The organism is Mycobacterium europaeum, assembly GCF_002102155.1.
Lineage (GTDB): Bacteria > Actinomycetota > Actinomycetes > Mycobacteriales > Mycobacteriaceae > Mycobacterium > Mycobacterium europaeum.
In genome coordinates this window covers 1-25,316 of sequence record NZ_LQOU01000005.1, presented here as the reverse complement: position 1 = coordinate 25,316, position 25,316 = coordinate 1, and the positions used below count along the sequence as shown (strand labels likewise).

The window sequence follows — 25,316 nt, the reverse complement described above, 5'->3', positions numbered from 1 at the left end:
GGTCGCGGTCCCTGTGCTGAAGTGGAAGTCCGCCAGTTACAACGGCTGTTTGAGCAACAACGAGCGCACCGCCGGCCGGGACCCGAACGGCCGAAGCATTGAGCTGGCGGGCCGTGGACGCACGCGTTGCGGCCACCAGAACCAGCGACCCAGCAGCGCGGCGACCGACGGTGTCATGAATGCACGCACGACCAAGGTGTCGAACAGCAAACCCAACCCGATCGTCGTACCGGTCTGGGCGACGCTGCGCAGGTCACTGACCCCCATCGAAGCCATGGTGAAGGCGAAAACCAGGCCGGCGTTGGTGACGACCTTGCCGGTGCCGGCCATCGCCCGGATGATGCCGGTGTTGATGCCGGCGGCCAATTCCTCTTTCATCCGGGAGACCAGCAGCAGGTTGTAGTCCGATCCCACCGCCAAGAGGACGATCACGGACGTCGACAGCACCGTCCAGTGCAGTTGCAGGCCGAGGAGGTACTGCCAGACCAGCACGGACAGCCCGTACGACGCGCCCATTGACAACAACACCGTGCCGACGATCACCAGCGCGGCGATAAAGCTTCGCGTCATGATCAGCATGATGATGAAGATGAGGCAGATTGCGGCGACTCCCGCGATCAAGAGGTCCCATTTGGAGCCGTCCACGATGTCTTTCGTGATCGCCGCAGTTCCGGTGAGGTAGACCTTGGCATCCTCCAACGGGGTTCCCTTAAGCGCCTCCTCGGCCGCCGTCTTGATGGGCTCCACGCGGGAAAGGCCCTCGGGCGTCGCCGGATCACCCTTTTGCGAAATGAGCATGCGGACATCTTTTCCGTCCGGCGACATGAAGATTTTCTCGACCCGTTTGAAGGCCTCCGAGTCGTTGATGATGCCCGGTGGCAGGTAGAAGGAATCCTCGTTTCGGGATTGGTCGAAAGCCTGCCCCATCGCGGCGGAATTGTTGCCCTGTGACTCCATCTGGCCCATCACGCCGGACATGGTGCTGTGCATCGTCAGCATCATGGTCCGCATGCTCTGCATCGATTCGATCATCGGTGGCAGGAGCACGACCATTTGCGGCAGCAGCACGTCGAGTTGGTCCAGGTCGGCCACCAGAGCGTGCAGCTTATCGGTTATCTCGTCGACGCCATCGAGCGCATCAAATATCGATCGCAATGAAAAGCAGACGGGGATGTCGTAGCAGTGCCGTTCCCAGTAGAAGTAGCTTCGAATGGGCCTGAAGAAGTCCTCGAAATCGGAAATCTTGTCACGCAATTCATTCGTAACCGCCTCCATCTCGTGCGTTTTCCCGACCATGTCATGGGTCGTCGCGACCAGCTCCTTCATCAGGCCGTACATGTGCTGCATGATCTGGATCATTCTGCCGAGCTCTTCGGCCTGCTTGAGCATGTCCTCCATGCGGTCCTTCTGGAACGCCATGTTTATTTGCTGGCTTGACTGCGACATGCTGACGATCCAGGGAATCGTCGTGTGCTCGAGTGGGATGCCCTCGGGCCGGGTCACGGACTGCACGGTGGAAACGCCCGGAACGGCAAGAACGCCCTTCGCCACCTTGTTCAAGACGATCATGTCGGCCGGATTGCGCAGATCGTGGTCGCTCTCGAGCAGCAGAATTTCGGGCATCATGGTTCGTGACTGCGGGAAGTGTCGCTGCGCCGCAGCATTTCCCACACTTGCGGGAATATCGGTGGGAATGAATTTCTGATCGTCGTAGCTGGGGTTGTAATTCGGCAGGGTTATCAGGCCGATGAGCGCGATCGCTAATGTCGTGACCAGAATGGGCGCCGGCCACCGAACGATCGCCGTGCCGATCCGTCGCCACCGGTGGGTCGTAATGACACGTTTCGGGTCGAACACGCCAAAACGGCCCGCAACGACAAGTAGCGCCGGCGCGAGCGTGAGGGCAACCAGCACCGCAACGGTGATGCCGATGGCGCACGGGATGCCCAGTGGCTGAAAATAGGGCAACCGGGTGAAGTTGAGGCAGAAAACCGCTCCAGCGATAGTCAACCCCGACGCCAACACGACCTTGGCCACACTGCCGAACGTGGTGTAGAAAGCCGTTTCCCGGTCTTCGCCGGCCTGCCGCGCCTCCTGATATCGCCCGACGAAGAAGATGCCGTAATCGGTTCCCGTCGCGATAACCGCGGCGACCAGCAGGTTGACGGCGAACGTGGTGAGGCCCAACAGCTGGAGGTGGCCAAGAAAGGCGACTATTCCGCGTGCGACCTGCAATTGCAGGCCGACCATCAACAACAACAGAATGACGGTCAAGATCGACCGGTAGACGAGGAGCAGGGTAATGAAGATCACCGCGAGGCTCGTGACGGTGACCAGCATGACGGTCTTTTGACCGGCGATGTTCATGTCCGCCACGGTCGGCGCGGGGCCGGTGACGTAGGCCTTCAATCCGTTCGGCGTGGGTGTCTTCGCCACTATTTGCCGAATGGCGGCTACAGATTCGTCACCAGACGCCCCGCCCTGGCTTCCGGCAAGCTGGACCTGCACATAGACGGCTTTTCCGTCGGAACTCTCCGCGGCTTTCGACGTGACCGGATCGCCCCAGAAATCCTGGACGTTCTGCACGTGCTTCTTATCGGCCCGCAATTCACGGATCAATTGGTTGTAGTACTGGTGCGCTGCGTCGCCGAGAGGTTGTTGACTCTCGAGGACGATCATGGCCAAGGCGCCGGAGTTGGTCTCCTTGAAGTCCTGCCCCAAGTGCTCCATTGCCCGAAACGACGGCGCCGCAACGGGACTCAGGGAGACCGCATTCTGCGCCTCGACCTGCTCGAGCGGGGGCACGCCGATCGCAATGACGACGGCGATGCCCAACCACCCCAAGATGATCGGTATCGCAAGGGCATGGACCATCCGCGCTATGAACGGCCTTGCGTGCCGGTCATTTTCCATCTGCACGTCGTCGCTATGCACGTCGCTCATGTGGCCGTCAGCATGCAGTAGGTGAACGCGTTCAATTCGTGCGAAACCCTCTCGGCTTTGACAACCCCGTCAACCACGATGCGGCAGCCGAGCATATCGCCATTGCCTTGTGCCACAACGTTTCCCAAGATCGACGGCAGTGTGGTGGAGATATCGAAGGACCACGGCACGGGTTGCCCGTTGACATGCACCGGGTTGCCGTCGACATCGAAATAGCTGATGTCGGCAGTCGTCCCCGGCGGACCGAAAATCTCGTACCTGATGTGCTTCGGGTTGAAAGGTTTGGTGTCTTTGATTCGGGTGTCGGCATACGACTCGCGTTTCTCGGAGCCGAAGATGCCGTGCAGTCGGGAAACGGTCAAGCCGCCGACGGCGACCACGGCCACGATCAGCAACGGGATCCACAGCCGCTTCAGTGTGGCAATGATGCCACTTCCGCGGGGATGAGTTTGCTGGCGTCCGACCGGCTTCTGGGGGCCAGCCGGAGATTGGCGACCAATGCCCAAAAAGCCACGTCGGCGACCGGTCGGCCGGCCACTTTCATGGCCATCCGTCGCGTCTCCGGGCCGGGCCCGCACGTCGGGTTCGGTCACCGCACCCCCTTCTACCCGTTTCACGTCGTCTTGTTATTCCGCCGGCCCTAACAAGCTGTTACACGTTGGAAGCGATACGCCAGGTGAGGGCACTCCGAATGCGGTGTACGTCGCAGACTAGTCGTGCTTCGGCACCTCATACGAGCCCCGCCCCCGGGGAGCGCGACCGAGTCTTCATGAGTAAACCACGCCATTGGTGTCCGTATCAGCCCTTCGACAACGAGATACGGGATCGTAATGCATACCGCATGCGTAACGGCACTTTTTCGATCTCTCGGCCGGATGGTTCACTCGGTTGTCACCGGGCGGCCCACTCGGTCCGGAATGGCATATTCACACCCGAGGTCGGCCCGGCGACCCGAGGTCTGCTGAGTGATCAACAGCCCTAGCCAGCTAACGACGATCACCGCCCGCAGTCAATGGGTTCGCGGGCGGCACTTCCGTGGCGAGCCGATGGCGCCGAACACCCTGCCTTCGCCCTCGGCCGTCCGTCGCCTCTTGGTGATTTTCCCGCCGACTCCGGGGCCGGTATCGTGGCCGGTGACAACCACCCAAAATTGCATCGTCCTTGAAGGTCGACCACGCCCGATCGCTAACCGCACCGGTGAGCCTTTGTAGCAGGTCACAGCTGCCAACGACGGCAGCTGCGCAGCCCTCGTCAGCCCGATTCTTAGGCTGCGTTAAGAGCCTGACAGGTCACACCGGGAACTTTGTCCAAATCTCGGACGCACGCTGGTGCCTCCAGTAGGGTTTGGACCGTTCCACTCGTGTCAACTAGGCAGCTTGGAGAACTGTGAGCATCAATCCGTTTGACGACGACAACGGCAGCTTTTTCGTGTTGGTGAACGACGAGGAACAGCACAGCCTGTGGCCGGCCTTCGCCGATGTTCCCGCCGGCTGGCGAGTGGTGTACGGCGAGACAGACCGCGCTGCGTGCTTGGAGTACATCGAGCAGAACTGGCCCGACATTCGGCCAAAGAGTCTGCGCGACAGGCTCGCAACGGGTCAGGGTTTTGAGCAGTAACGAGTCGGGGTATGGGGCGGATGGAGCTTTGGGGGAGTCGATGGGAGATGGTGATCACGCACTTCCGCTGACGCGCGGGCAGCTCGACATCTGGCTCTCACAGGAAACGGGCTTCGTCGGTACGGAGTGGCAGCTCGGGCTACTCATCAAGATCGAGGGTTCACTCGATCGCGATGCCCTCCAGCGCGCGCTCACCCAAACCGTCGCGGAGGCCGAGGCCGGCCGGGTGTCGTTCTTCGAGGTCGACGGACACGTCGTGCAAAAGCCGATCGACTACCCGAATGTCGAGCTCACTTTCCACGACCTGACTTCGTCACCGGATCCCGTGCAGGAAGCCCGCGCCATGGCGTCGTCGATCCAGCGCACCCCGATGGCATTGAACGGTCAGCTGTTCCAATTCGTGTTGTTCCAGACACAGGCTGACGAGTTCTATTTGTTCGGTTGCTGCCACCACATCGCAATCGACGGATTGGGAATGGCGCTGGTATGCCGTCGGGTCGCCACGATTTATACCGCCATGGTCGCCGGAAAACCCATTCCTGACGCCTACTTCGGCTCGGCCCAGGATTTGGTGGACCTGGAGTCGGAGTACGAGGCGTCCTCCGACTATCAGGAGGACAAGGAGTACTGGAGCCACAACCTACCGCCGGAGACCGCGTGGGTTGATCGGCCGACCGATGAGCCGAGCGGCCGGGACCACTATTCGCCGTCCGCCTCCGTCCAGTTGGACCCGTCCGTCACCACCCGGATCAAGGAGCTGTCCAAGAAGCTGGGCATCCGCCGATTCTCGGTCACCACCGCGGCCTGCGCGCTGCTGGTGCGGGCGTGGTCGGGGAGCGGTTCGCAGGTGGCGCTCGACTTCCCGGTGAGCCGGCGGGTCCGCCCGGAGTCGAAAACGCTTCCCGGGATGTTCGCCGGGGTGGTGCCGCTGGTGCTGGACACCCCACCCACGGGCACCGTCGCCGACTTCTGCAAACACGTCGACATCCGAATCCGGGAGCTGCTGCACCACCAGCGCTTCCCCGTGCACACCCTCGAGAGCGACGGCCTGCGGCAGGCGGCGAGCCGGGTCGGCATCAACTTCCTCCCGATGCGGCTCACCCTCGACCTCGCCGGATCGCCGGCGACCGCCACCTACACAAACCACGGGCCGGTGGGGCACTTCAGCCTGTTCTTCCTCGGTTCCGGCGATCAGCTCTTCCTGAGCACCGCGGGACCGGGGCAGCCGTTCGCCGACTTCGGTGTCGCCGATCTGGCGGCCCGGATGCAGCAGGTGCTGGAGGAGATGACCGCCGACCCGGAGCGGTGGCTGTCCTCCATCGACCTGCTGGCCGCCGACGAGCCGGCCAAGATCGACCAGTGGAGCAACCGCGCGGCGCTGACCGAGCCGGTGCCCGCCCCGGTGTCGATCCCGGCGGCGTTCGCCGAACACGTGCAGCGGACGCCCGATGCCCCGGCCGTGACCTGCTCCGCCAAGTCGTTGACGTTCGCCGAACTCGACGAGGCCTCCAACCGGCTCGCGCACCTGCTGGCCGGCCACGGGGTGGGTCCCGGTGGCTGTGTGGCGGTCATGTTCCCCCGGTGCACCGACGCGATCGTGGCCATGCTCGCGGTGCTCAAGACGGGGGCGGCCTACGTGCCGATCGACCCCGCACACTCCGCGGCGCGCATGGAGTTCGTGCTCTCCGACGCGGCGCCGAGCGCGGTCATCACCACCGCCGACCTGCGTTCGCGGCTGGACGGGCACGACCTGCTGGTCGTCGACGTCCACGACCCGGACGTCGACGCCCAGCCCGCCACGCCGCTCCCGGCGCCGGCCGCGGAGAACATCGCCTACATCATCTACACCTCCGGAACCACCGGAACCCCCAAAGGCGTTGCGATTCCTCATCTCAACGTCAGTTGGCTGATCGAGTCGCTCGACGCCGGTCTGCCCAAGGGCCAGGTGTGGACGCAGTGCCACTCGTCGGCCTTCGACTTCTCGGTCTGGGAGATCTTCGGCGCCCTGCTGCGCGGGCGGCGGCTGCTGGTCGTCCCCGAGTCGGTGGCGAGCTCGCCGGAAGAGCTGCACGACCTGCTGGTCGCGGAGAAGGTCAGCGTCCTGACCCAGACCCCGTCGTCGGTCGCGATGCTGCCGGCCGACGGCCTGGAGTCCACCGCGTTGGTGGTGGCCGGCGAGGCCTGCCCGGCGGACGTGGTGGACCGGTGGGCGGCGCCCGGGCGGGTGATGCTCGACGCCTACGGCCCCACCGAGACCACGGTGTGTGCGTCGATCAGCGAGCCGCTAACCCCGGGCTCGGCCGTGGTGCCGATCGGTTCGCCGATCGCCGGGGCGGCGATGTTCGTTCTCGACAAGTGGTTGCAGCCGGTCCCGGCCGGTGTGGTCGGTGAGCTGTATCTGGCCGGCCGTGGCGTCGGCATCGGATACGTGCGCCGCGCGGGCCTGACGGCCTCCCGGTTCGTGGCCAACCCCTTCGGCGGTTCCGGCGCGCGCATGTACCGGACCGGCGACCTGGTCTGCTGGGGCGAAGACGGGCAGCTGCAGTACTTCGGCCGCTCCGACGAACAGGTCAAGATCCGCGGCTACCGCATCGAGCTCGGCGAAATCCAATCGGTGCTCAAGGGCCTCGACGGGGTGGACCAGGCGGCCGTGATCGCCCGCGAGGACCGCCCCGGCGACAAGCGCCTGGTCGGATACATCACCGGCACGGCCGATCCGGCCGCGATCCGCGCCGCGCTGGCCGACCGCCTGCCGCCGTACATGGTGCCGGCCGCGGTGGTGGTGCTGGAGGCCCTGCCGTTGACCGGCAACGGCAAGCTCGACAAGCGCGCCCTGCCCGCACCCGAATACGCCACCGCCGAATACCGCGCGCCGGAGGACCCGGTCGAGGAGATCCTCGCCGACATCTACGCGCAGGTGCTGGGCCTGGACCGGGTCGGGGTGGACGCCTCGTTCTTCGACCTCGGCGGCGACAGCATTCTGTCCATGCAGGTGGTGGCCCGGGCGCGTGCGGCCGGGATCCTGTTCCGGCCCCGCGACGTGTTCGTCGAGCAATCGGTGTCCCGGCTGGCCCGGGTGGCCGAGGTGGCGGTCGACGGCGCGGGCGGTGCGGCCGACGACGGCGTCGGGCCGGTGGTGGCCACCCCGATCATGCGATGGCTGCACAGCATCGAGGGCCCGATCGAGCAGTTCAACCAGACCATGGTGGTGCAGGCCCCGGCGGGGGCGACCGAGGCCGACGTGGTGGCGGTGCTGCAGGCGCTGCTGGATCGCCATGCCACGCTGCGGCTGCGCGCCGACGACGACGGCGCGGGCGGCTGGTCGCTGCAGGTGCCCGAGGTCGGCGCGGTGGACGCGCGCGGCTGCGTGCACGCCGTCGAGGCGTTGTCCGACGAGGCGCTGGCGGAGGCGCGGTCGCGGTTGAACCCGGCCGCCGGGGTGATGGTCAGCGCGGCCTGGGCGGAGCCCACGGGTCAGCTGGCGTTGATCATCCACCACCTGGCCGTCGACGGGGTGTCGTGGCGAATCCTGTTGGAAGACTTCAACATCGCCTGGGCCCAGCATCACAACGGGCAGCCGATATCCCTGCTGGCGCCCGGGACCTCGTTCGCCCGCTGGTCGTCGCTGCTTGCCGAGCACGCCCAGCGAGCCGACGTGGTGGCCCGCGCCGACGAGTGGCGGCAGGTGGCGGCCACCCCGGCCGCGTTGCCGGCGGTGCAACCCGACGCCGACACCTATGTCACTGCCGGTCAGCTGTCGGTCTCGCTGGACGTCGAGACCACCCGATTGCTGCTCGGTGAGGTGCCCGCCGCGTTCCACGCCGGCGTGGGCGACATCCTGCTGATCGCCTTCGGGCTGGCCTTCGCGGAATTCCTGGGCACCGGTGCGGCGCCGATCGGCATCGACGTGGAGGGCCACGGCCGCCAGGAAGAACTGGCGCCCCGGGTCGACCTGTCGCGCACCGTGGGCTGGTTCACCACGAAGTACCCGGTGGCGCTGACGGGCGGCCGGCTGAACTGGTCGCAGGTGGTGGCCGGGGGGACCGAACTCGGCCCGGTGATCAAGGCCGCCAAGGAACAACTGCGCGCCCTGCCCGACGGCCTGACCTACGGGCTGCTGCGCTACCTCAACCCGGACGTGGACCTCGACGGGCCCGACCCCGTCATCGGGTTCAACTACCTGGGACGGCTCGGCGCGGGCGCCGACCTCTCCGACGAACTGTGGCGGGTCAGTCACGACAGCCTGGCCGTGGCGGCCGTGGCCACCGCGGTGCCGATGCCGCTGGCGCACACCGTGGAGCTCAACGCCGGCACCATGGATACCGACGCCGGCCCGCACCTGCAGGCCAACTGGACGTGGGCGCCTTCGGCGCTGGACGAGGAGCGCGTCAACCGGCTGAGCCAGTTGTGGTTCGAGGCGCTGGCCGGGATCTGCGCGCACGTCAGGGCCGGCGGTGGCGGGCTGACCCCGTCGGACATCGCGCCCGCCCAGCTCACCCAGCAACAACTCGACGCCCTCTGCCGGCAGGGCGGCGTCGCCGACGTGCTGCCGCTGACCCCGGTGCAGCAAGGCCTGCTGTTCCACACCGCGTTCGGGCAGGACACCGACGACCTGTACGCGGTCCAGCTGGGGATCACCGTCAGCGGCGCCCTCGACGCGGCGCGGCTGCGCGAGGCGGTCCACACGGCCGTCAAGCGGCACCCCAACCTGGTCGCCCGGTTCACCGAAGACTTCGGCGAGCCGGTGCAGGTCATCCCGGCCGATCCGCAGATGGCGTGGCGGTACGTCGAGCTGGACGACGGCCACGTCGACGAGCAGGTCGAGCGGCTGTGCGCCGACGAACGCACCGCGGTCTGCGACCTGGCCGATCAGCCGACGTTCCGGGCCATGCTGATCCGCACGGCGCCCGATCGGCACCGGTTCGTGCTGACCATTCACCACATCGTCGTCGACGGCTGGTCGCTGCCGGTCCTGCTGCAGGAGGTGTTCGCCAGCTACTACGGGGAGCGGCTGCCCGCCGCCCCGTCGTACCGCACCTTCGTGACCTGGCTGACCAACCAGGACCGGGCCGCCGCGCAGACGGCGTGGGCCCACGCGCTGGCCGGGTTCGAGACCCCCACCCTGGTCGGACCGCCCGGGCAGATCGGCCGTCGGGCCGTCGCCGCCTTCCACGTGCCCGCCGAGACCACCAAGGCGCTCGGCGAGCTGGCCCGCTCGTGCCGCACCACCATCAGCACCGTGCTGCAGGGCGCGTGGACGCAGCTGCTCACCTGGATGACCGGCCAGCACGACGTGGCCTTCGGCACCGCGGTCTCCGGACGGCCCACCGAACTGCACGGCGCGGACGCGATGGTCGGCCTGCTGATCAACACGGTGCCGGTGCGGGCGGCGATCGCCGCGACCACCACCGTCGCCGGCCTGCTGGACCAACTGCAACGCCTGCACAACGACACCGTCGACTACCAGTACCTGGCGCTGCCCGACATCCACCGCGCCACCGGGCACGACCAGTTGTTCGACACCCTCTTCCTCTACGAGAACTACCCGATCGACGCGGGCGCGCTGCTGGGCGTCCACGAGTTGGCGGTCACCGACTTCAGCAGCCGGGAGTACAACCACTACCCGCTGTCGGTGGTGGTCTCGCCGGGTCACGAGCTGAGCCTTCGCGTCGAATTCGACACCGAGGTCTTCAACCGGGCCGCCATCGACACGCTGATCGAGCGGCTGCAGCAGGTGATGGTCGCCATGACGGCCGACCCGTCGCGGCGGCTGTCCTCGATCGACCTGCTCGACGCCGCCGAGCACCGCCGGCTCGACGAGTGGGGCAACCGGCCGGTGCTGGCCGAGCCGGCGCCCAAGCTGGCGTCGATTCCGGAGCTGTTCGCCGCGCAGGCGGCGCGCGCGCCGGAGGCGGTGGCCATCACCTTCGGCGACCGGTCGTGGACGTACGGCGAGGTCGAGGAGTCCGCCAACCGGTTGGCGCACCTGCTGGCCGGGCGGGGCGCCCGCCCGGGCGAGCGCGTCGCGGTGCTGTTCCCGCGCACGGCCGAGGCCGTCGTCGCGATCCTGGCGGTGCTCAAGACGGGTGCGGCGTACCTGCCGGTCGACCCGGCGGTGCCGGCCGCGCGCATGGAGTTCGTGCTCGGCGACGCCGCGCCGATCGCCGCCGTCACCACCGCGGAGGTGCGGTCGCGGCTCGACGGGTCGAACCTGGACATCATCGATTTCGATGACCCCGCCGTCGCGAGCCAGCCCGCCGACGGGCTGCCCGCGCCGTCGCCGGAGGACATCGCCTACATCATCTATACGTCCGGCACCACCGGCACCCCCAAGGGTGTGGCGGTGCCGCACCGCAACGTCACCCAGCTGCTGGAGTCCCTGGACGCGCAGCTGGCGCTGGGCCAGGTGTGGACGCAGTGCCACTCGCTGGCGTTCGACTTCTCGGTGTGGGAGATCTTCGGGTCGCTGCTGTACGGTGGCCGGCTGGTGATCGTGCCCGACGCGGTCGTCCGTTCGCCCGAAGAGCTGCACGCGATGCTGGTTCGCGAGCAGGTCAGCGTGCTGAGCCAGACGCCGTCGGCGTTCTACGCGCTGCAGACCGCCGACTCGCTCGCCCCCGAGCTCGGCCAGCAGCTCAAGCTGCAGACCGTGGTGTTCGGTGGCGAGGCGCTCGAGCCGCACAAGCTCGGCAAATGGCTGCACCACCACCCGGGGCTGCCCCGGCTGATCAATATGTACGGCATCACCGAGACCACGGTCCATGCGTCGTTCCGGGAGATCGTCGACGGTGACGTCGACAGCAACGCCAGCCCCATCGGCGTGCCGCTGGCCCACCTGGGCTTCTTCGTGCTGGACGGCTGGCTGCGGCCGGTCCCCGAGGGTGTCGTCGGCGAGTTGTATGTGGCCGGCCGGGGGCTCGCGTACGGGTACGTGGGCCGGTCGGGGCTGTGCGCGACGCGGTTCGTGGCGTGCCCGTTCGTCGGTGCCGGCGCCCCTGGACAACGGATGTATCGCACCGGGGACCTGGTGCGCTGGGGCGCCGATGGCCAGCTGCAGTACATGGGCCGGGCCGACGAGCAGGTCAAGATCCGCGGCTACCGCATCGAGCTCGGTGAGGTGCACGCGGCCCTGGCCGCCCTGGCCGGGGTCAACGAGGCGGCGGTGATCGCCCGCGAGGACCGTCCCGGCGACAAGCGGCTGGTGGGCTACGTGACCGGCACCGCCGACCCGGCCGAGATCCGCAACCAGCTCGGGGAGCGGCTGCCGGCCTACATGGTGCCCACGGCGGTGGTGGTGCTCGAGGCGCTGCCGTTGACCGTCAACGGCAAGCTCGACACCCGCGCGCTGCCGGCGCCGGAATACTCCGACGCCGACCACTACCGGGCGCCGAGCACCGCCATCGAGGAGATCCTCGCCGCCATCTACGCCCAGGTGCTGGGGGTGGAGCGCGTCGGCGTCGACGACTCGTTCTTCGACCTCGGCGGGGACAGCATCCTGTCGATGCAGGTGGTCGCCCGCGCCCGCGCGGCCGGTGTGGTGTGCCGCCCGCGCGACGTCTTCGTCGAGCAGACGGTGGCCCGGCTGGCCCGGGTGGCCGGCGTGGCCTCCGACGACGACGTGGTCGACGAGGGCATCGGCCCGGTGGTCGCGACCCCGATCATGCGCTGGCTGCACAGCGTCGACGGTCCGATCGAACAGTTCAACCAGACCATGGTGGTGCAGGCCCCGGCCGGGGTGGGCGAGAGCGACGTGGTGTGGATCCTGCAGGCTTTGCTGGATCGGCACGCGATGCTGCGGCTGCGGGTCGACGACGACGGCGCCGGCGGCTGGTCGCTGCGGGTGCCCGAGGTCGGCGCGGTGGACGCCGCGGGGTGCGTGCACACCGTCGAGACGCTGTCCGACGCGGCTCTGTCGGCTGCCCGCGACCAGCTGAACCCGGCCAGCGGCGCGATGCTGCGCGCGGTGTGGGTGCCCTCCACAGGCCAGCTGGCGCTGATCATCCACCACCTGGCCGTTGACGGGGTTTCGTGGCGAATCCTGTTGGAAGACTTGAACATTGCCTGGGCGCAGCATCACAGCGGCCAGCCGCTGGCCTTGCCGGTGGGCGGGACGTCGTTCGCCCGGTGGTCGTCGATGCTGGAGGACCACGCGCGTCGGCCGGAGGTCGTCGACACCGCCGAGGCGTGGCGGCAGATCGCGTCGACGCCGGCGCCGCTACCGGCGGTGGCGCCCGATATCGACACCTTCGTCAGCGCGGGACAGCTGTCGGCGTCGCTCGACGCCGACACCACCCGGTTGTTGCTGGGGGAGGTGCCCGCGGCGTTCCACGCCGGGGTGCAGGACATCCTGTTGATCGCGTTCGGGTTGGCCTGGGCGCAGTTCGTGGGCACCGGCGCGCCGATCGGCATCGACGTCGAGGGCCACGGCCGCCACGAGGAACTGGGCCCGCAAATGGACCTGTCCCGCACGGTCGGGTGGTTCACCACCAAGTACCCCGTCGCGCTCAAGGTCGGCGGGCTGTCCTGGGGCCAGGTCGTCGCCGGTGAGGCCGAGCTGGGGGCGCTGGTCAAGGACGCCAAGGAACAGCTGCGCGCCCTGCCGGACGCGCTGACCTACGGGCTGCTGCGCTACCTGAACCCCGACGTGGAGCTGGACGCGTCGGACCCGGTGATCGGGTTCAACTACCTCGGCCGTCTGGGCGGCGCCGCCGAACTCTCCAGCGACTTCTGGCGCCTGGATCAGGACAGCCTGGCGTCGGCCGGCGCCGCGACGGCGGTGCCCATGCCGCTGCCGCACACCGTCGAGCTCAACGCCGGCACCCTGGACACCGCCGCCGGTCCGTTGCTGCAGGCCAACTGGACCTGGGCGCGCTCGGCGCTCGACGAGGTCCAGGTCGGCCGGCTGAGCGAGTTGTGGTTCGACGCCCTGAGCGGCATCTGCAGCCACGTCCGCAGCGGTGGCGGCGGGCTCACCCCGTCGGACCTCGCCCCCGCCCGGCTGACCCAGCACGACATCGACGAGCTGTGCCAGCGCTACCCGATCGCCGACGTGTTGCCGTTGACCCCGCTGCAGCAGGGCCTGCTGTTCCACACCGGCACCGCGCAGGGGAGCGATGACCTGTATGCGGTGCAGCTCGACATCCGCGTGAGCGGTGCGCTCGACCCGCACCGGCTGAGCGACGCCGTGCACACCGTGATCAAGCGGCATCCCAACGTGGTGGCGCACTTCCTCGAAGACTTCGGGGAGCCCGTGCAGGTGCTCTCGGCCGACCCACCGCTGGCGTGGCGGTACGTCGAACTCGACGCCGAAGACCTCGAGCCCGAAGAGCAGATCCAGCAGCTGTGCGCCGCCGAGCGCGCCGCGGTGTGCGACCTGGCGGAGCGCCCGCCGTTCCGCGCCGCGCTGATCCGCACCGCCGACAACCGGCACCGCTTCATCCTGACCAACCACCACATCGTGCTCGACGGCTGGTCGAAGCCGATCCTGCTGCAGGAGATCTTTGCCGCCTACTACCGGGTACCGCTGCCCGCCCCGGTGCCCTACCGCAAGTTCGTCGATTGGCTCGCCGCGCAGGACCGCGGCGCCGCCCAGGCGGCGTGGCGGCGGGTGCTGGCCGGCTTCGACACCCCCACATTGGTCGGGCCGCCCGGCCGGATGAGCCTCGGCCCGCGGGCCGTCTCCTCGTTCGAGGTGTCGGCGGAGACCACGCGGGCGCTCGGTGAGCTGGCCCGGTCGTGCCACACCACCGTCAGCACCGTGCTGCAGGGCGCCTGGGCGCAGCTGCTGATGTGGCTGACCGGCCAGCACGACGTCACCTTCGGGACGGCGGTCTCGGGCCGGCCCACCGATTTGGCGGGCGCGGACCAGATGGTGGGGCTGCTGATCAACACCGTGCCGGTGCGGGCGACGATCGGCGCCGAAACCACCATCGCCGACCTGCTCAACCAGCTACAAAGCGCCTACAACGACACGTTGGAGCACCAGCATCTGGCGCTGAACGAAATCCATCGTGTAACGGGACACGACCAATTATTCGACACCATGTTCGTGTACGAGAACTATCCGATCGACACCGCCGCGCTGTCGGCCGTCGACGAGCTGGCCATCGATGGCTTTACCAACCGCGAATTCAACCATTACCCGCTCTCGGTGCAAGCCGTGCCGGGTCACGAACTGGGTCTTCGCGTCGAATTCGATACAGAAGTCTTCGACACGGGCAGAATCGAGAGGTTGGTCGAGCGTTTCCGGCGGGTGCTGGAGGCCATGACCGCAGATCTGGAGGAGCAGGCATGACCGTCGGCGCAGGGCGGCGATTGTTGTCGATCGACTTGCTGGATGGCGGCGAGCACGACCGCCTCGACGAGTGGGGCAACCGGGCGGTACTGACCGCACCGGTGACGGGCGCTGTCTCGATTCCGGCATTGTTCGCCAAGCAGGTCGCGCGTGTCCCCGAGGCGCCGGCGCTGACGTTCGAAGGCCGCACGCTGACCTACCGCGAGCTCGACGAGGCCGCGAACCGGCTCGCGCACCTGCTGGCTGATCACGGCGCGGGTCCGGGCGCGTGCGTGGCGCTGCTCCAGTCGCGGTCGGCCGAGGCGATCGTGTCCATCCTGGCGGTGCTCAAGACCGGGGCGGCCTACCTGCCGATCGACCCGGCGGTCCCGGCCGCACGGATGGAATTCATGCTCGGCGACGCGGCCCCGGTCGCCGCGGTGACAACGGCCGAGCTGCGGCCGCGCCTGGACGGGTTCGACTTACTGGTCGTCGAGGTCGACGACCCCGCGGTGGCCGAACAGTCCAGCTCGGGGCTGCCGGGCCCGGCCCCCGAGGACATCGCGTACATGATCTACACCTCGGGGACGACCGGAACGCCCAAGGGCGTGGCGGTCACCCACCAGAACGTCACTCAGTTGCTGAAGAAGCTGCCCGCCGACCTGCCGCAGGCCGGTGTCTGGTCGCAGTGGCATTCGCTGGTGTTCGACGTGTCGGTGTGGGAGATCTGGGGCCCGCTGTTGCACGGCGGGCGCCTGGTCGTGGTGCCCGAGTCGGTGGCCGGCTTCCCGGACGACCTGCACGCGCTGCTGGTCGCCGAGAAGGTCACCGTGTTGTGCCAGACCCCGTCGGCGGTGGGGATGCTGTCGCCGGACGGCCTGGACTCGACGGCGCTGATCGTGGCGGGCGAGGCCTGCCCGGCCGAGGTGGTGGACCGGTGGGCGCCGGGACGCGTGATGATCAACGCCTACGGCCCGACCGAGGGCACGGTGTACGCGTCGATGAGCGCGCCGCTGAGCGCCGAGTCGGGGGCGCCGACGATCGGCTCGCCCGTGCCCGGGGCGGCGCTGTTCGTGCTGGACAAGTGGTTGCGGCCCGCACCCGAGGGCGTCGTCGGCGAGCTGTACATCGCCGGTCGCGGCGTGGCCTCCGGCTACGTGCGCCGGGCGGGTCTGACGGCGTCGCGCTTCATCGCGTGCCCGTTCGGGGCGCCGGGGACGCGGATGTATCGCACCGGCGACCTGGTGCGCTGGGGCGTCGACGGCCAGCTGCAGTACCTGGGGCGCGCCGACGAGCAGGTCAAGATCCGCGGCTACCGCATCGAGCTCGGCGAAATCCAGACGGCGCTCGCGGCGCTGGACGGCGTGGAGCAGGCGGCGGTGATCGCCCGCGAGGACCGCCCCGGCGACAAGCGGCTGGTCGGCTACATCACCGGCACCGCCGACCCGGCCGAGGTCCGCGCCCGGCTCGGGGAGCGGCTGCCGGCCTACATGGTGCCCGCCGCGGTGGTGGTGCTGGACGCGCTGCCGTTGACCGTCAACGGCAAGCTCGACAAGCGGGCCCTGCCTGCCCCCGAATACCAGAAGACGACCGGTGAATACCGCGCCCCGACCACGGCCGTCGAAGAGACGCTGGCCGCCATCTACGCCCAGGTCCTTGGCCTGGAGCGGGTGGGCGTCGACGACTCGTTCTTCGACCTCGGCGGGGACAGCATCCTGTCGATGCAGGTGGTGGCCCGCGCCCGCGCGGCCGGTGTGGTGTGCCGCCCGCGCGACGTCTTCGTCGAGCAGACGGTGGCCCGGCTGGCCCGGGTGGCCGGCGTGGCCTCCGACGACGACGTGGTCGACGAGGGCATCGGCCCGGTGGTCGCGATCCCGATCATGCGCTGGCTCCAGCAGGTCGACGGCCCCACCGACCAGTTCAACCAGACCATGGTGGTGCAGGCCCCGGCGGGGGTCACCAGTGACGACGTCCGGGTGGTGCTCCAGTCGCTGCTGGACCGCCACGCCACCCTGCGGATGCGCGTCGACGACGACGGCGCCGGCGGCTGGTCGCTGGACGCGCCCGAGGTCGGCGCGGTCGAGGCCGACGCGTGCATGCACATCGTCGACGCGTTGTCCGACGCGACGCTGGTGGCCGCGCGCTCGCAGCTGAACCCCGCGGCGGGGATCATGCTGCGCGCCGTGTGGGCCGAATCCACGGCCCAGCTGGCGTTGATCATTCACCACCTGGCCGTCGACGGGGTTTCGTGGCGAATCCTGTTGGAAGACTTGAACATCGCCTGGGCGCAGCATCACAGCGGCCAGCCGGTGGCGTTGCCGGTGGGCGGGACGTCGTTCGCCCGGTGGTCGGCGATGCTGGAGGAGCACGCCCAGCGCGCCGAGGTCGTCGCCCAGGCCGACGCGTGGCGGGAGGTGGCGGCGACCCCGGCGCTGTTGCCGGCGGTGCGCCCCGACGTCGACACGTACGAGACGGCCAAGCAGCTGTCGGTGTCGCTGGACGTCGACACCACCCGGATGCTGCTGGCTGAGGTGCCCGCGGCGTTCCACGCCGGCGTGCAGGACATCCTGCTGATCGCGTTCGGGTTGGCGTGGGCGCGGTTCGTGGGCACCGGCGCGCCGATCGGCATCGACGTGGAGGGCCACGGCCGCCACGAGGAACTGGGCCCGCACGTCGACCTGTCGCGCACCGTGGGCTGGTTCACCACCAAGTACCCCGTCGCGCTGACCGTCGGCGAACTGGACTGGGCGCAGGTGATGGCCGGCGACCCCGCGCTCGGCATGCTGGTCAAGAAGGCCAAGGAGCAGCTGCGCGCCCTGCCCGACCCGCTGACCTACGGGTTGCTGCGGTACATGAACGCCGAGGTGGACCTGGACGGGTCCGACCCGGTGATCGGGTTCAACTACCTGGGCCGCCTGGGTGCGGCCGCCGATCTGCCCGGCGAGATGTGGCGGATCAGCCAGGACAGCCTGTCGTTCACCGGCGCCGCCAGCGCGGCGCTGCCGATGCCGTTGATGCACACCGTCGACCTCAACGCCGGAACCATGGACACCGAGGCCGGCCCCCACCTGCAGGCCAACTGGACGTGGGCGCCCTCGGCGCTGGACCACGAGCAGGTCAGCCGGTTGAGCCAGCTGTGGTTCGAGGCCCTTGCCGGGATCTGCGCGCACGTCCGTAGCGGCGGCGGCGGGCTGACCCCGTCGGACGTCGCCCCGGCCCGGTTGACCCAGCAGCAGCTGGACGACCTGTGCCAGCAGTACGCGGTCGCCGACGTGTTGCCGTTGACCCCGCTGCAGCAGGGGCTGCTCTTCCACGCCAGCTTCGCGCACGACCCCGGCGACGACGTGTATGCGGTACAGCTCGGCATCACCGTGACCGGCGACCTCGACCCGCACCGGTTGCGCGAGGCCGTCCACACCGTCGTCGACCGGCACCCCAACCTGGCGGCCCGGTTCTGCCCCCAGTTCGGCGAGCCGGTTCAGGTCATTCCGGCCGACCCGGTGATGGCATGGCGCTACGTCCAGCTCGGCGCGGAAGACCTCGACCCCGAGGACAAGATCGAACAGCTCTGCGCCGCCGAGCGCGCCGCGGTCAGCGACCTCGCCCACCGGCCGGCCTTCCGGGCCGCGCTGATCCGCACCGCCGACAACCGGCACCGATTCGTGCTGACCAACCACCACATCGTGATGGACGGGTGGTCGCTGCCGATCATGCTGCGGGAGATCCTGACCAGCTACTACGGCGAACGGCTGCCCGCGCCCGCGACGTACCGCAGCTACCTGACCTGGCTCACGGCGCAGGACCGCACGGCCGCCCGGGCGGCGTGGGCCGAGGTGATGGCCGGCTTCGACACCCCCACGTTGGTCGGTCCGCCGGCCCGGCTGGCCGTGGGGCGGCGCAGCGTCGAGTCCTACCGGCTGCCCGCGGAGACGACGCGCGCGCTGGGCGAGCTGGCCCGCTCCTGCCACACCACGATCAACACGGTGCTGCAGGCGGCCTGGGCCCAGCTGCTGATGCGGCTGACCGGCCAGCACGACGTGGCCTTCGGCACCGCGGTGTCCGGCCGGCCCGCCGACCTGGTCGGCGCCGAGTCGATGGTGGGCCTGCTGATCAACACCGTGCCGGTGCGCGCCCACGTCACCGCCGGCACCACCGTGGCCGAGCTGCTGCAACAGCTGCAGCGCGCCCACAACGACACGATCGAGCACGAGCACCTGGCGCTGAACGAGATTCACCGCGTCACGGGCCACGACCTGTTGTTCGACACGCTGTTCCTGTACGAGAACTACCCGATCGACACCAGCGTGCCGCTCGGCTTCCATGAGCTGGCGATCACCGACGTCACCAACCGCGAATACAACCACTACCCGCTCTCGGTCATGGCGCTCCCGGGCCGGGAGCTGGGCCTGCGGGTCGAGTTCGACACCAGCGTGTTCGACACCGCCGGCATCGAGTCGCTGATCGAGCGGTTCCAGCGGGTGCTGGGGGCCATGACCGCCGACTCCAGCCAGCGGCTCTCGGCGATGGATGTGCTGGACGGCGGCGAGCGCGCCCGCCTCGACGAGTGGGGCAACCGGGCGGTGCTGACCGCGCCCGTGCGGGCGGCGAAGTCGATCCCGGCCCTGTTCGCCAGGCAGGTCGCCCGCGTTCCGGAGGCTCCGGCGCTGACGTTCGAGGGCCGCACGCTGACCTACCGCGAGCTCGACGAGGCCGCCAACCGGTTGGCCCACCTGCTCGCCGGGCACGGCGCGGGCCCGGGCGAAAGCGTCGCGCTGCTGTTCCCCCGGTCGGCCGAGGCGATCATCTCGATCCTGGCGGTGCTCAAGACCGGGGCGGCCTACCTGCCGATCGACCCGGCGGTCCCGGCGGCGCGGATCGAGTTCCTGCTCGCCGACGCCGCGCCGGTCGCGGCGGTCACCACCGCCGACCTGCGGTCGCGGCTGGACGGCTCCGATCTGCTGGTCATCGACGTCAACGACCCGTCGGTGGATGCCCAGCCCGCCACGGCGCTACCCGCGCCGACGGCCCAGGACATCGCGTACCTGATCTACACCTCGGGCACCACGGGCGTCCCGAAGGGCGTGGCGGTCACCCACCACAACGCCACCCAGCTGCTGGAGAAGCTGCACGCTGACCTGCCCGACCCGGGTGTCTGGGCGCAGTGGCATTCCCTGGTGTTCGACGTCTCTGTCCACGAGATCTTCGGCGCGCTGTTGCACGGCGGGCGGCTGGTCGTGGTGCCCGAGTCCGTGGCCGGGTCCCCGAAGGACCTGCACGCCTTGCTGGTCGCGGAGAACGTGACGGTGCTCAGCCAGACCCCGTCGGCGGTGGGCATGCTCTCGCCCGAGGGGCTGGACGCGACGGCGCTGGTGGTGGCCGGTGAGGCCTGCCCGCCCGAGGTGGTCGAGCGGTGGGCGCCGGGCCGGGTGATGATCAACGCCTACGGCCCCACCGAAGGCACGGTCTACGCGGCGATGAGCGCGCGGCTGAACCCGGACACGGGGGCGCCCATCGGCAGCCCGGTGCCGGGGGCGGCGCTGTTCGTGCTGGATCGCTGGCTGCGGCCCGCGCCGCAGGGCGTCGTCGGCGAACTCTATATCGCCGGTCGCGGTGTGGCCTCCGGGTATGTGCGCCGCTCGGGCCTGACGGCCTCGCGGTTCGTGGCGTGCCCGTTCGGTCCGCCCGGGCAGCGCATGTATCGCACCGGGGACCTGGTGCGCTGGGGCGCCGACGGCCAGCTGCAGTACCTGGGACGGGTCGACGAGCAGGTCAAGATCCGGGGCTACCGCATCGAGCTCGGCGAAATCCAAACGGCTCTGGCCGGTTTGGACGGCGTCGAGCAGGCTGCGGTGATCGCCCGCGAGGACCGCCCCGGCGACAAGCGCCTGGTGGGCTACATCACCGGCACCGCCGACCCGGCCGACATCCGGGCCCGGTTGGGCGAGCGGCTGCCCGCGTACATGGTGCCCGTTGCGGTGGTGGTGCTGGACGCGCTGCCGCTGACCGTCAACGGCAAGCTCGACAAGCGGGCGCTGCCCGCGCCCGAGTACCAGAAGACCGGCGGTGAATACCGGGCCCCGGCCACGCCCGTGGAAGAGACCCTGGCCGACATCTACGCGAACGTCCTTGGGCTGCAGCGGGTTTCGGTGGAAGATTCGTTCTTCGACCTCGGCGGCGACTCGCTGTCCGCCATGCGGGTGATCGCCGAGATCAACACGGCCCTCGACGCCAACCTCTCGGTGCGCACCTTGTTCGAGGCACCGTCGGTGCGGCGCCTCGGCCACCGGGCGGAGCACGACGCCAGCGGCGCCGACGAAGCCGAGGGCGGGGCGGCCAGCTTCGCGTCGGTGCACGGCCGCGACGCCACCCAGATCTACGCGAGCGATCTGAAGCTGGAGAACTTCATCGACGCCGCGACGCTGGGGACCGCGCCGGCGTTGCCCGGGCCGAGTTCGCAGGTGCGCACGGTGTTGTTGACCGGGGCGACCGGTTTCCTGGGGCGTTATCTGGTGTTGCAGTGGCTCGAGCAGCTGGAGTTGGTGGACGGCAGGCTGATCTGTCTGGTGCGGGCGGGCTCGGACGAGGAGGCCCGTCAGCGGCTGGAGAAGACCTTCGACAGCGGTGATCCGAAGTTGTTGCGGTATTTCCAGGATCTGGCCGCCGATCACTTGGAGGTGATCGCGGGGGACAAGGGCGCGGCGAATCTTGGCCTGGACGAGCGGACGTGGCAGCGGTTGGCCGACACTGTCGACCTGATCGTGGACTCGGCGGCTCTGGTCAACGGTGTGTTGCCCTACAGCGAGCTGTTCGGGCCGAACGTCGCGGGCACCGCCGAGCTGATCCGGGTGGCGTTGACCAGCAAGGTGAAGCCCTACGCCTATGTGTCGACCTCCGACGTGGGCCGCCAGATCGACCCGGCGGCGTTCACCGAGGACGCCGACATCCGGGTCATCAGCCCCATCCGCAAGATCGACGGCAGCTACGCCAACGGCTACGGCAACAGCAAGTGGGCCGGCGAGGTGCTGCTGCGCGAGGCCCACGACCTGTGCGGCCTGCCGGTCTCGGTGTTCCGCTCCGACATGATCCTGTCCGACACCAGCTACGCCGGCCAGTTCAACCTGTCGGACATGTTCACCCGGATGGTGCTGAGCCTGGTGGCCACCGGCATCGCGCCGCGCTCGTTCTACCAGCTGGACGCCGAGGGCAATCGGCAGCGTGCGCACTTCGATGCGCTGCCGGTGGAGTTCGTCGCCGAGGCGGTTACCACGCTGGGTGCCCAGGTGATAGAGGGGTTCGAGACCTATCACGTGATGAACCCGCACGACGACGGCGTCGGCATCGACGAGTACGTCGACTGGCTGATCGAGGCGGGCTATCCGATCGAACGGATCGACGACTTCGGCGAGTGGCTGCAGCGCTTCGAGGCCGCCCTGCGCGAACTGCCGGAACACCAGCGCAAGCACTCGGTCCTGCAGATGCTGCAGGTCCCGGGGTACAACCAGCTGCAGGCGCCGGAGCCGGCCCGCGGGTCGTTCGCCCCGACCGACCGCTTCCGCGCCGCGGTGCAGGAAGCCAAGATCGGCGCCGACAACGACATCCCGCACATCACGCCGGCGGTGATCGTCAAATACGTCACCGACCTGCAGCTGCTCGGTCTGCTCTGATCCGCATCCCTGCATTTGGGGCGGCCCGCCAGGGTCGCCCCAAATCGTATGGTTGGTTTCGGAGTGAGAAACATCCCTCTCGTATCGTTTGCATGGGATTCCCCTGATCCCTGACAGGTTCCTGCCATTTTTTAGAAACCACTAGCGCATGATCTTGATCATCCGTTAACCTTTCGGACTGTTGCACTGATGTCGACTCAGTTGACGGAGATACTGTGCGTCCGCCCGCTCCATGGCGACCGCAGCAGATCTGCCTTCTTAGCGGCGACGAGCGGCGACAGCGGCGAGGATCCGGGCACGGACCGCGCCGTATGCACTACATCAAGCGGAACCGAACAGGCATTGCGGAGGAGTTCGGTCGAGCGGCGCCGTCAACCGGGGGTTTCAAGGGTGAACCCTATGGTTGGGAAGTCGGATGGAGCTTGGTGACCGGGCACTTCCGCTTACTCGCGGGCAACTGGACATATGGCTCGCGCAGGAGACCGGCCATTCCGGCACCGAGTGGCAGATCGGCCTCTTCGTCACCATCGACGGCAGGGTTCACCGTGACGCCCTGAAGTGGGCGATCCGCCAAGCGCTCGAAGAAGCCGAACCCGCCAGGGCCGCGTTCATCGAGGCGGACGGCGAGGTCTTCCAACGAGCGATCGACTACCCGGACGTTGAACTCCCGTTCCATGACCTGACCGGCTCGGACGATGCCGTCGCAGAAGCCCGGCGGATGGCGTTGTCGATCCAGCGGACTCCCATGCCGCTCACGGGCCCGCTGTTCCGGTTCGCCCTCTTCCAGACCCGCACCGACCAATTTCACCTGTTCGCCTGCTGCCACCACATCGTCATCGACGGAACCGGTGTCGCACTCGTCGGGCACCGCATCGCCTCCATCTACTCGGCCATCGTCTCCGCCGCGCCTGTCCCTCCGGCCGTATTCGGCTCGCTGCAGGATCTGATCGCCTGCGAGGCCGCCTACGAAGCGTCCGGCGATTACCGGGACGACGAGGCCTACTGGACGCAGCACCTTCCCGCGAACGACGCCGCCCCGCATCGGGCGCCGCGCGCCGCGGGGGAGCGCGATCCGTGGCCGTGCGCCCCGGTCGCGCTGGACGCCGGCATTCTTCGCCGGGTCGACAAGCTCGCACAGGTGTGGGGAGTGTCCCAAACCTCGATCGTCACGGCAGCGTGTGCGCTGTTGGTGCGCCGGTGGAGCGCAGACGGCTCGGAGGTGGTCCTCGACTTCCCGGTCAACAGGCGCGTCCGCCCGGAGTCGAAAACCCTGCCCGGCATGGTCGCCGGTGTGGTGCCGCTGGTGTTACGCGTCTCGCCCGAGCTCACGGTCGCCGAGTTCTGCCGACACGTCGACGAGTGCGTTCGGGAAGCGGTTGAGCACCAACGGTTTCCGGTGCAATCGCTGGAGCGCAAAACCCGCGGCCCGGTGGGGCCGCCGGAACGGGTGAGCGTGAATTTCGTCCCCTCGGATTTCACCCTGCCGTTCGGCGCTGTCACCGCCTCCGCGTCCTACACCAACTCCGGGCAGGCGAGTGGCTTCGGTTTGATCTTTTCCACCGACGGCGACCGGCTGTTCCTCAGCACCGCGGGCGCCTGGGAGCCGTTCTCCACCCTCGACGTCCCCTATCTGGTGGGCCGCTTGGAGCGGCTGTTGGTGGCGTTGACCACGGATACGACGCGACGGTTGCTGTCCGTCGACGTCCTCGACGAGGCCGAGTGTGCGCGCCTGGACGGGTGGGGCAACCGGGCAGCCTTGGGCCCCGGTGGCCCGGCGGCGGCGTCGATTCCTGAGTTGTTCGCGGTGCAGGCGGCTCGCGCGCCCGACGTTCCCGCGGTGTCGTGCGGTGGCCGGTCCTGGTCCTATCGGGAGGTGGACGAGGCGTCGAATCGCTTGGCGCGCTGGCTGATCGGGCATGGCGCGCATCGCGGTACGCATGTCGGATTGTTGGTGGAGCGGTCGGGGGAGACCGTGATCGCGGTGCTGGGCGTGCTCAAGGCGGGAGCTGCCTATGTGCCGATCGACCCGGCGTCGCCGGCGGAGCGGGTGCGGTTCATGCTCGCCGATGCCGCGCCGGTGGCGGTGATCGTTTCCGCGGGCCTGCGGCCGCGGTTGGATGGCTTTTCGGGAGCCGTGGTCGAGGTTGATGATCCGGCGATCGAGCGCCAGTCGAGCGCGGGGGTGATGGGGCCGGCTGCCGACGACGTGGCGCACGTGATCTACACCTCCGGTACGACGGGCGTGCCCAAAGGGGTGGCGGTCACTCATCGCAACGTGACGCAGTTGTTCGAGGCATTGGCCGGTGACGGGTTGCTGGCGGCCGGGCAGGTGTGGTCGCAGTGCCATTCCCTGGCCTTCGACTTTTCCGTCTGGGAGATCTGGGGCGCGTTGTTGCATGGGGGCCAGCTGGTGATGGTGCCCGATGCGGTGGTGCGGTGCCCGGATGACCTGCACGCGTTGGTGATCGAGCAGCGGGTTTCGGTGTTGACCCAGACACCGTCTGCGGTGGCGGTGTTGTCACCGCAGGGTCTGGGGGCCGCGCTGGTGGTCGGGGCGGAGGCCTGCCCGGCGGCGGTGGTGGACCGCTGGGCGCCCGGGCGGGTGATGGTCAACGTCTACGGGCCCACCGAGACCACGATGTGGGTGGCCAAGAGTGCGCCGTTGGAGGCGGGCTCGGGGCCGCCGGCGATCGGGTCGCCGGTGGCGCGCGCGGCGTTCTTCGTGCTGGACGGGTGGTTGCGGCCGGTGCCGGCGGGCGCGGTGGGTGAGCTGTACGTGGCCGGGGCCGGGGTGGGGTTGGGGTACGTGCGCCGGGCGG

The 25,316-nt window shown here is 68.8% G+C and carries 6 protein-coding genes; 4 read left to right on the top strand and 2 right to left on the bottom strand.

What is annotated here, in order from left to right:
* Positions 1-36: 36 nt before the first annotated feature.
* Together AWC03_RS01830 and AWC03_RS01825 are read right to left on the bottom strand one after the other, a co-directional pair.
* Positions 37-2,943 (bottom strand): MMPL/RND family transporter, encoded by a 2,907-nt coding sequence (locus tag AWC03_RS01830; RefSeq protein ID WP_085238830.1) that lies wholly within the window; start codon positions 2,941-2,943, stop codon positions 37-39.
* Positions 2,940-3,359, bottom strand: a complete 420-nt coding sequence (locus AWC03_RS01825) for an MmpS family transport accessory protein (RefSeq protein WP_085238857.1) — start codon at positions 3,357-3,359, stop codon at positions 2,940-2,942. Before AWC03_RS01825 ends, AWC03_RS01830 begins: the two co-directional genes overlap by 4 nt.
* 970 nt (positions 3,360-4,329) lie before the next feature.
* Between AWC03_RS01825 and AWC03_RS01820 the strand changes: the two genes are divergently transcribed.
* From AWC03_RS01820 to AWC03_RS01805, 4 genes are all read left to right on the top strand, one after another.
* The gene (locus AWC03_RS01820; protein ID WP_085238829.1) at positions 4,330-4,560 is read left to right on the top strand and encodes an MbtH family protein; all 231 of its coding nucleotides are present in this window, start codon (positions 4,330-4,332) and stop codon (positions 4,558-4,560) included.
* Positions 4,561-4,600: 40 nt separating this feature from the next.
* Positions 4,601-14,854, top strand: coding sequence for a non-ribosomal peptide synthetase (locus tag AWC03_RS01815; RefSeq protein WP_085238828.1), 10,254 nt, complete (start codon positions 4,601-4,603; stop codon positions 14,852-14,854).
* On the top strand, positions 14,851-22,497 hold the full coding sequence (locus AWC03_RS01810) for an amino acid adenylation domain-containing protein (RefSeq protein ID WP_085238827.1): 7,647 nt from the start codon (positions 14,851-14,853) through the stop codon (positions 22,495-22,497). Before AWC03_RS01815 ends, AWC03_RS01810 begins: the two co-directional genes overlap by 4 nt.
* A gap of 415 nt (positions 22,498-22,912) precedes the next feature.
* The coding region (locus AWC03_RS01805) for a non-ribosomal peptide synthetase (RefSeq protein WP_142278297.1) at positions 22,913-25,316 on the top strand (2,404 nt) is incomplete at its 3' end.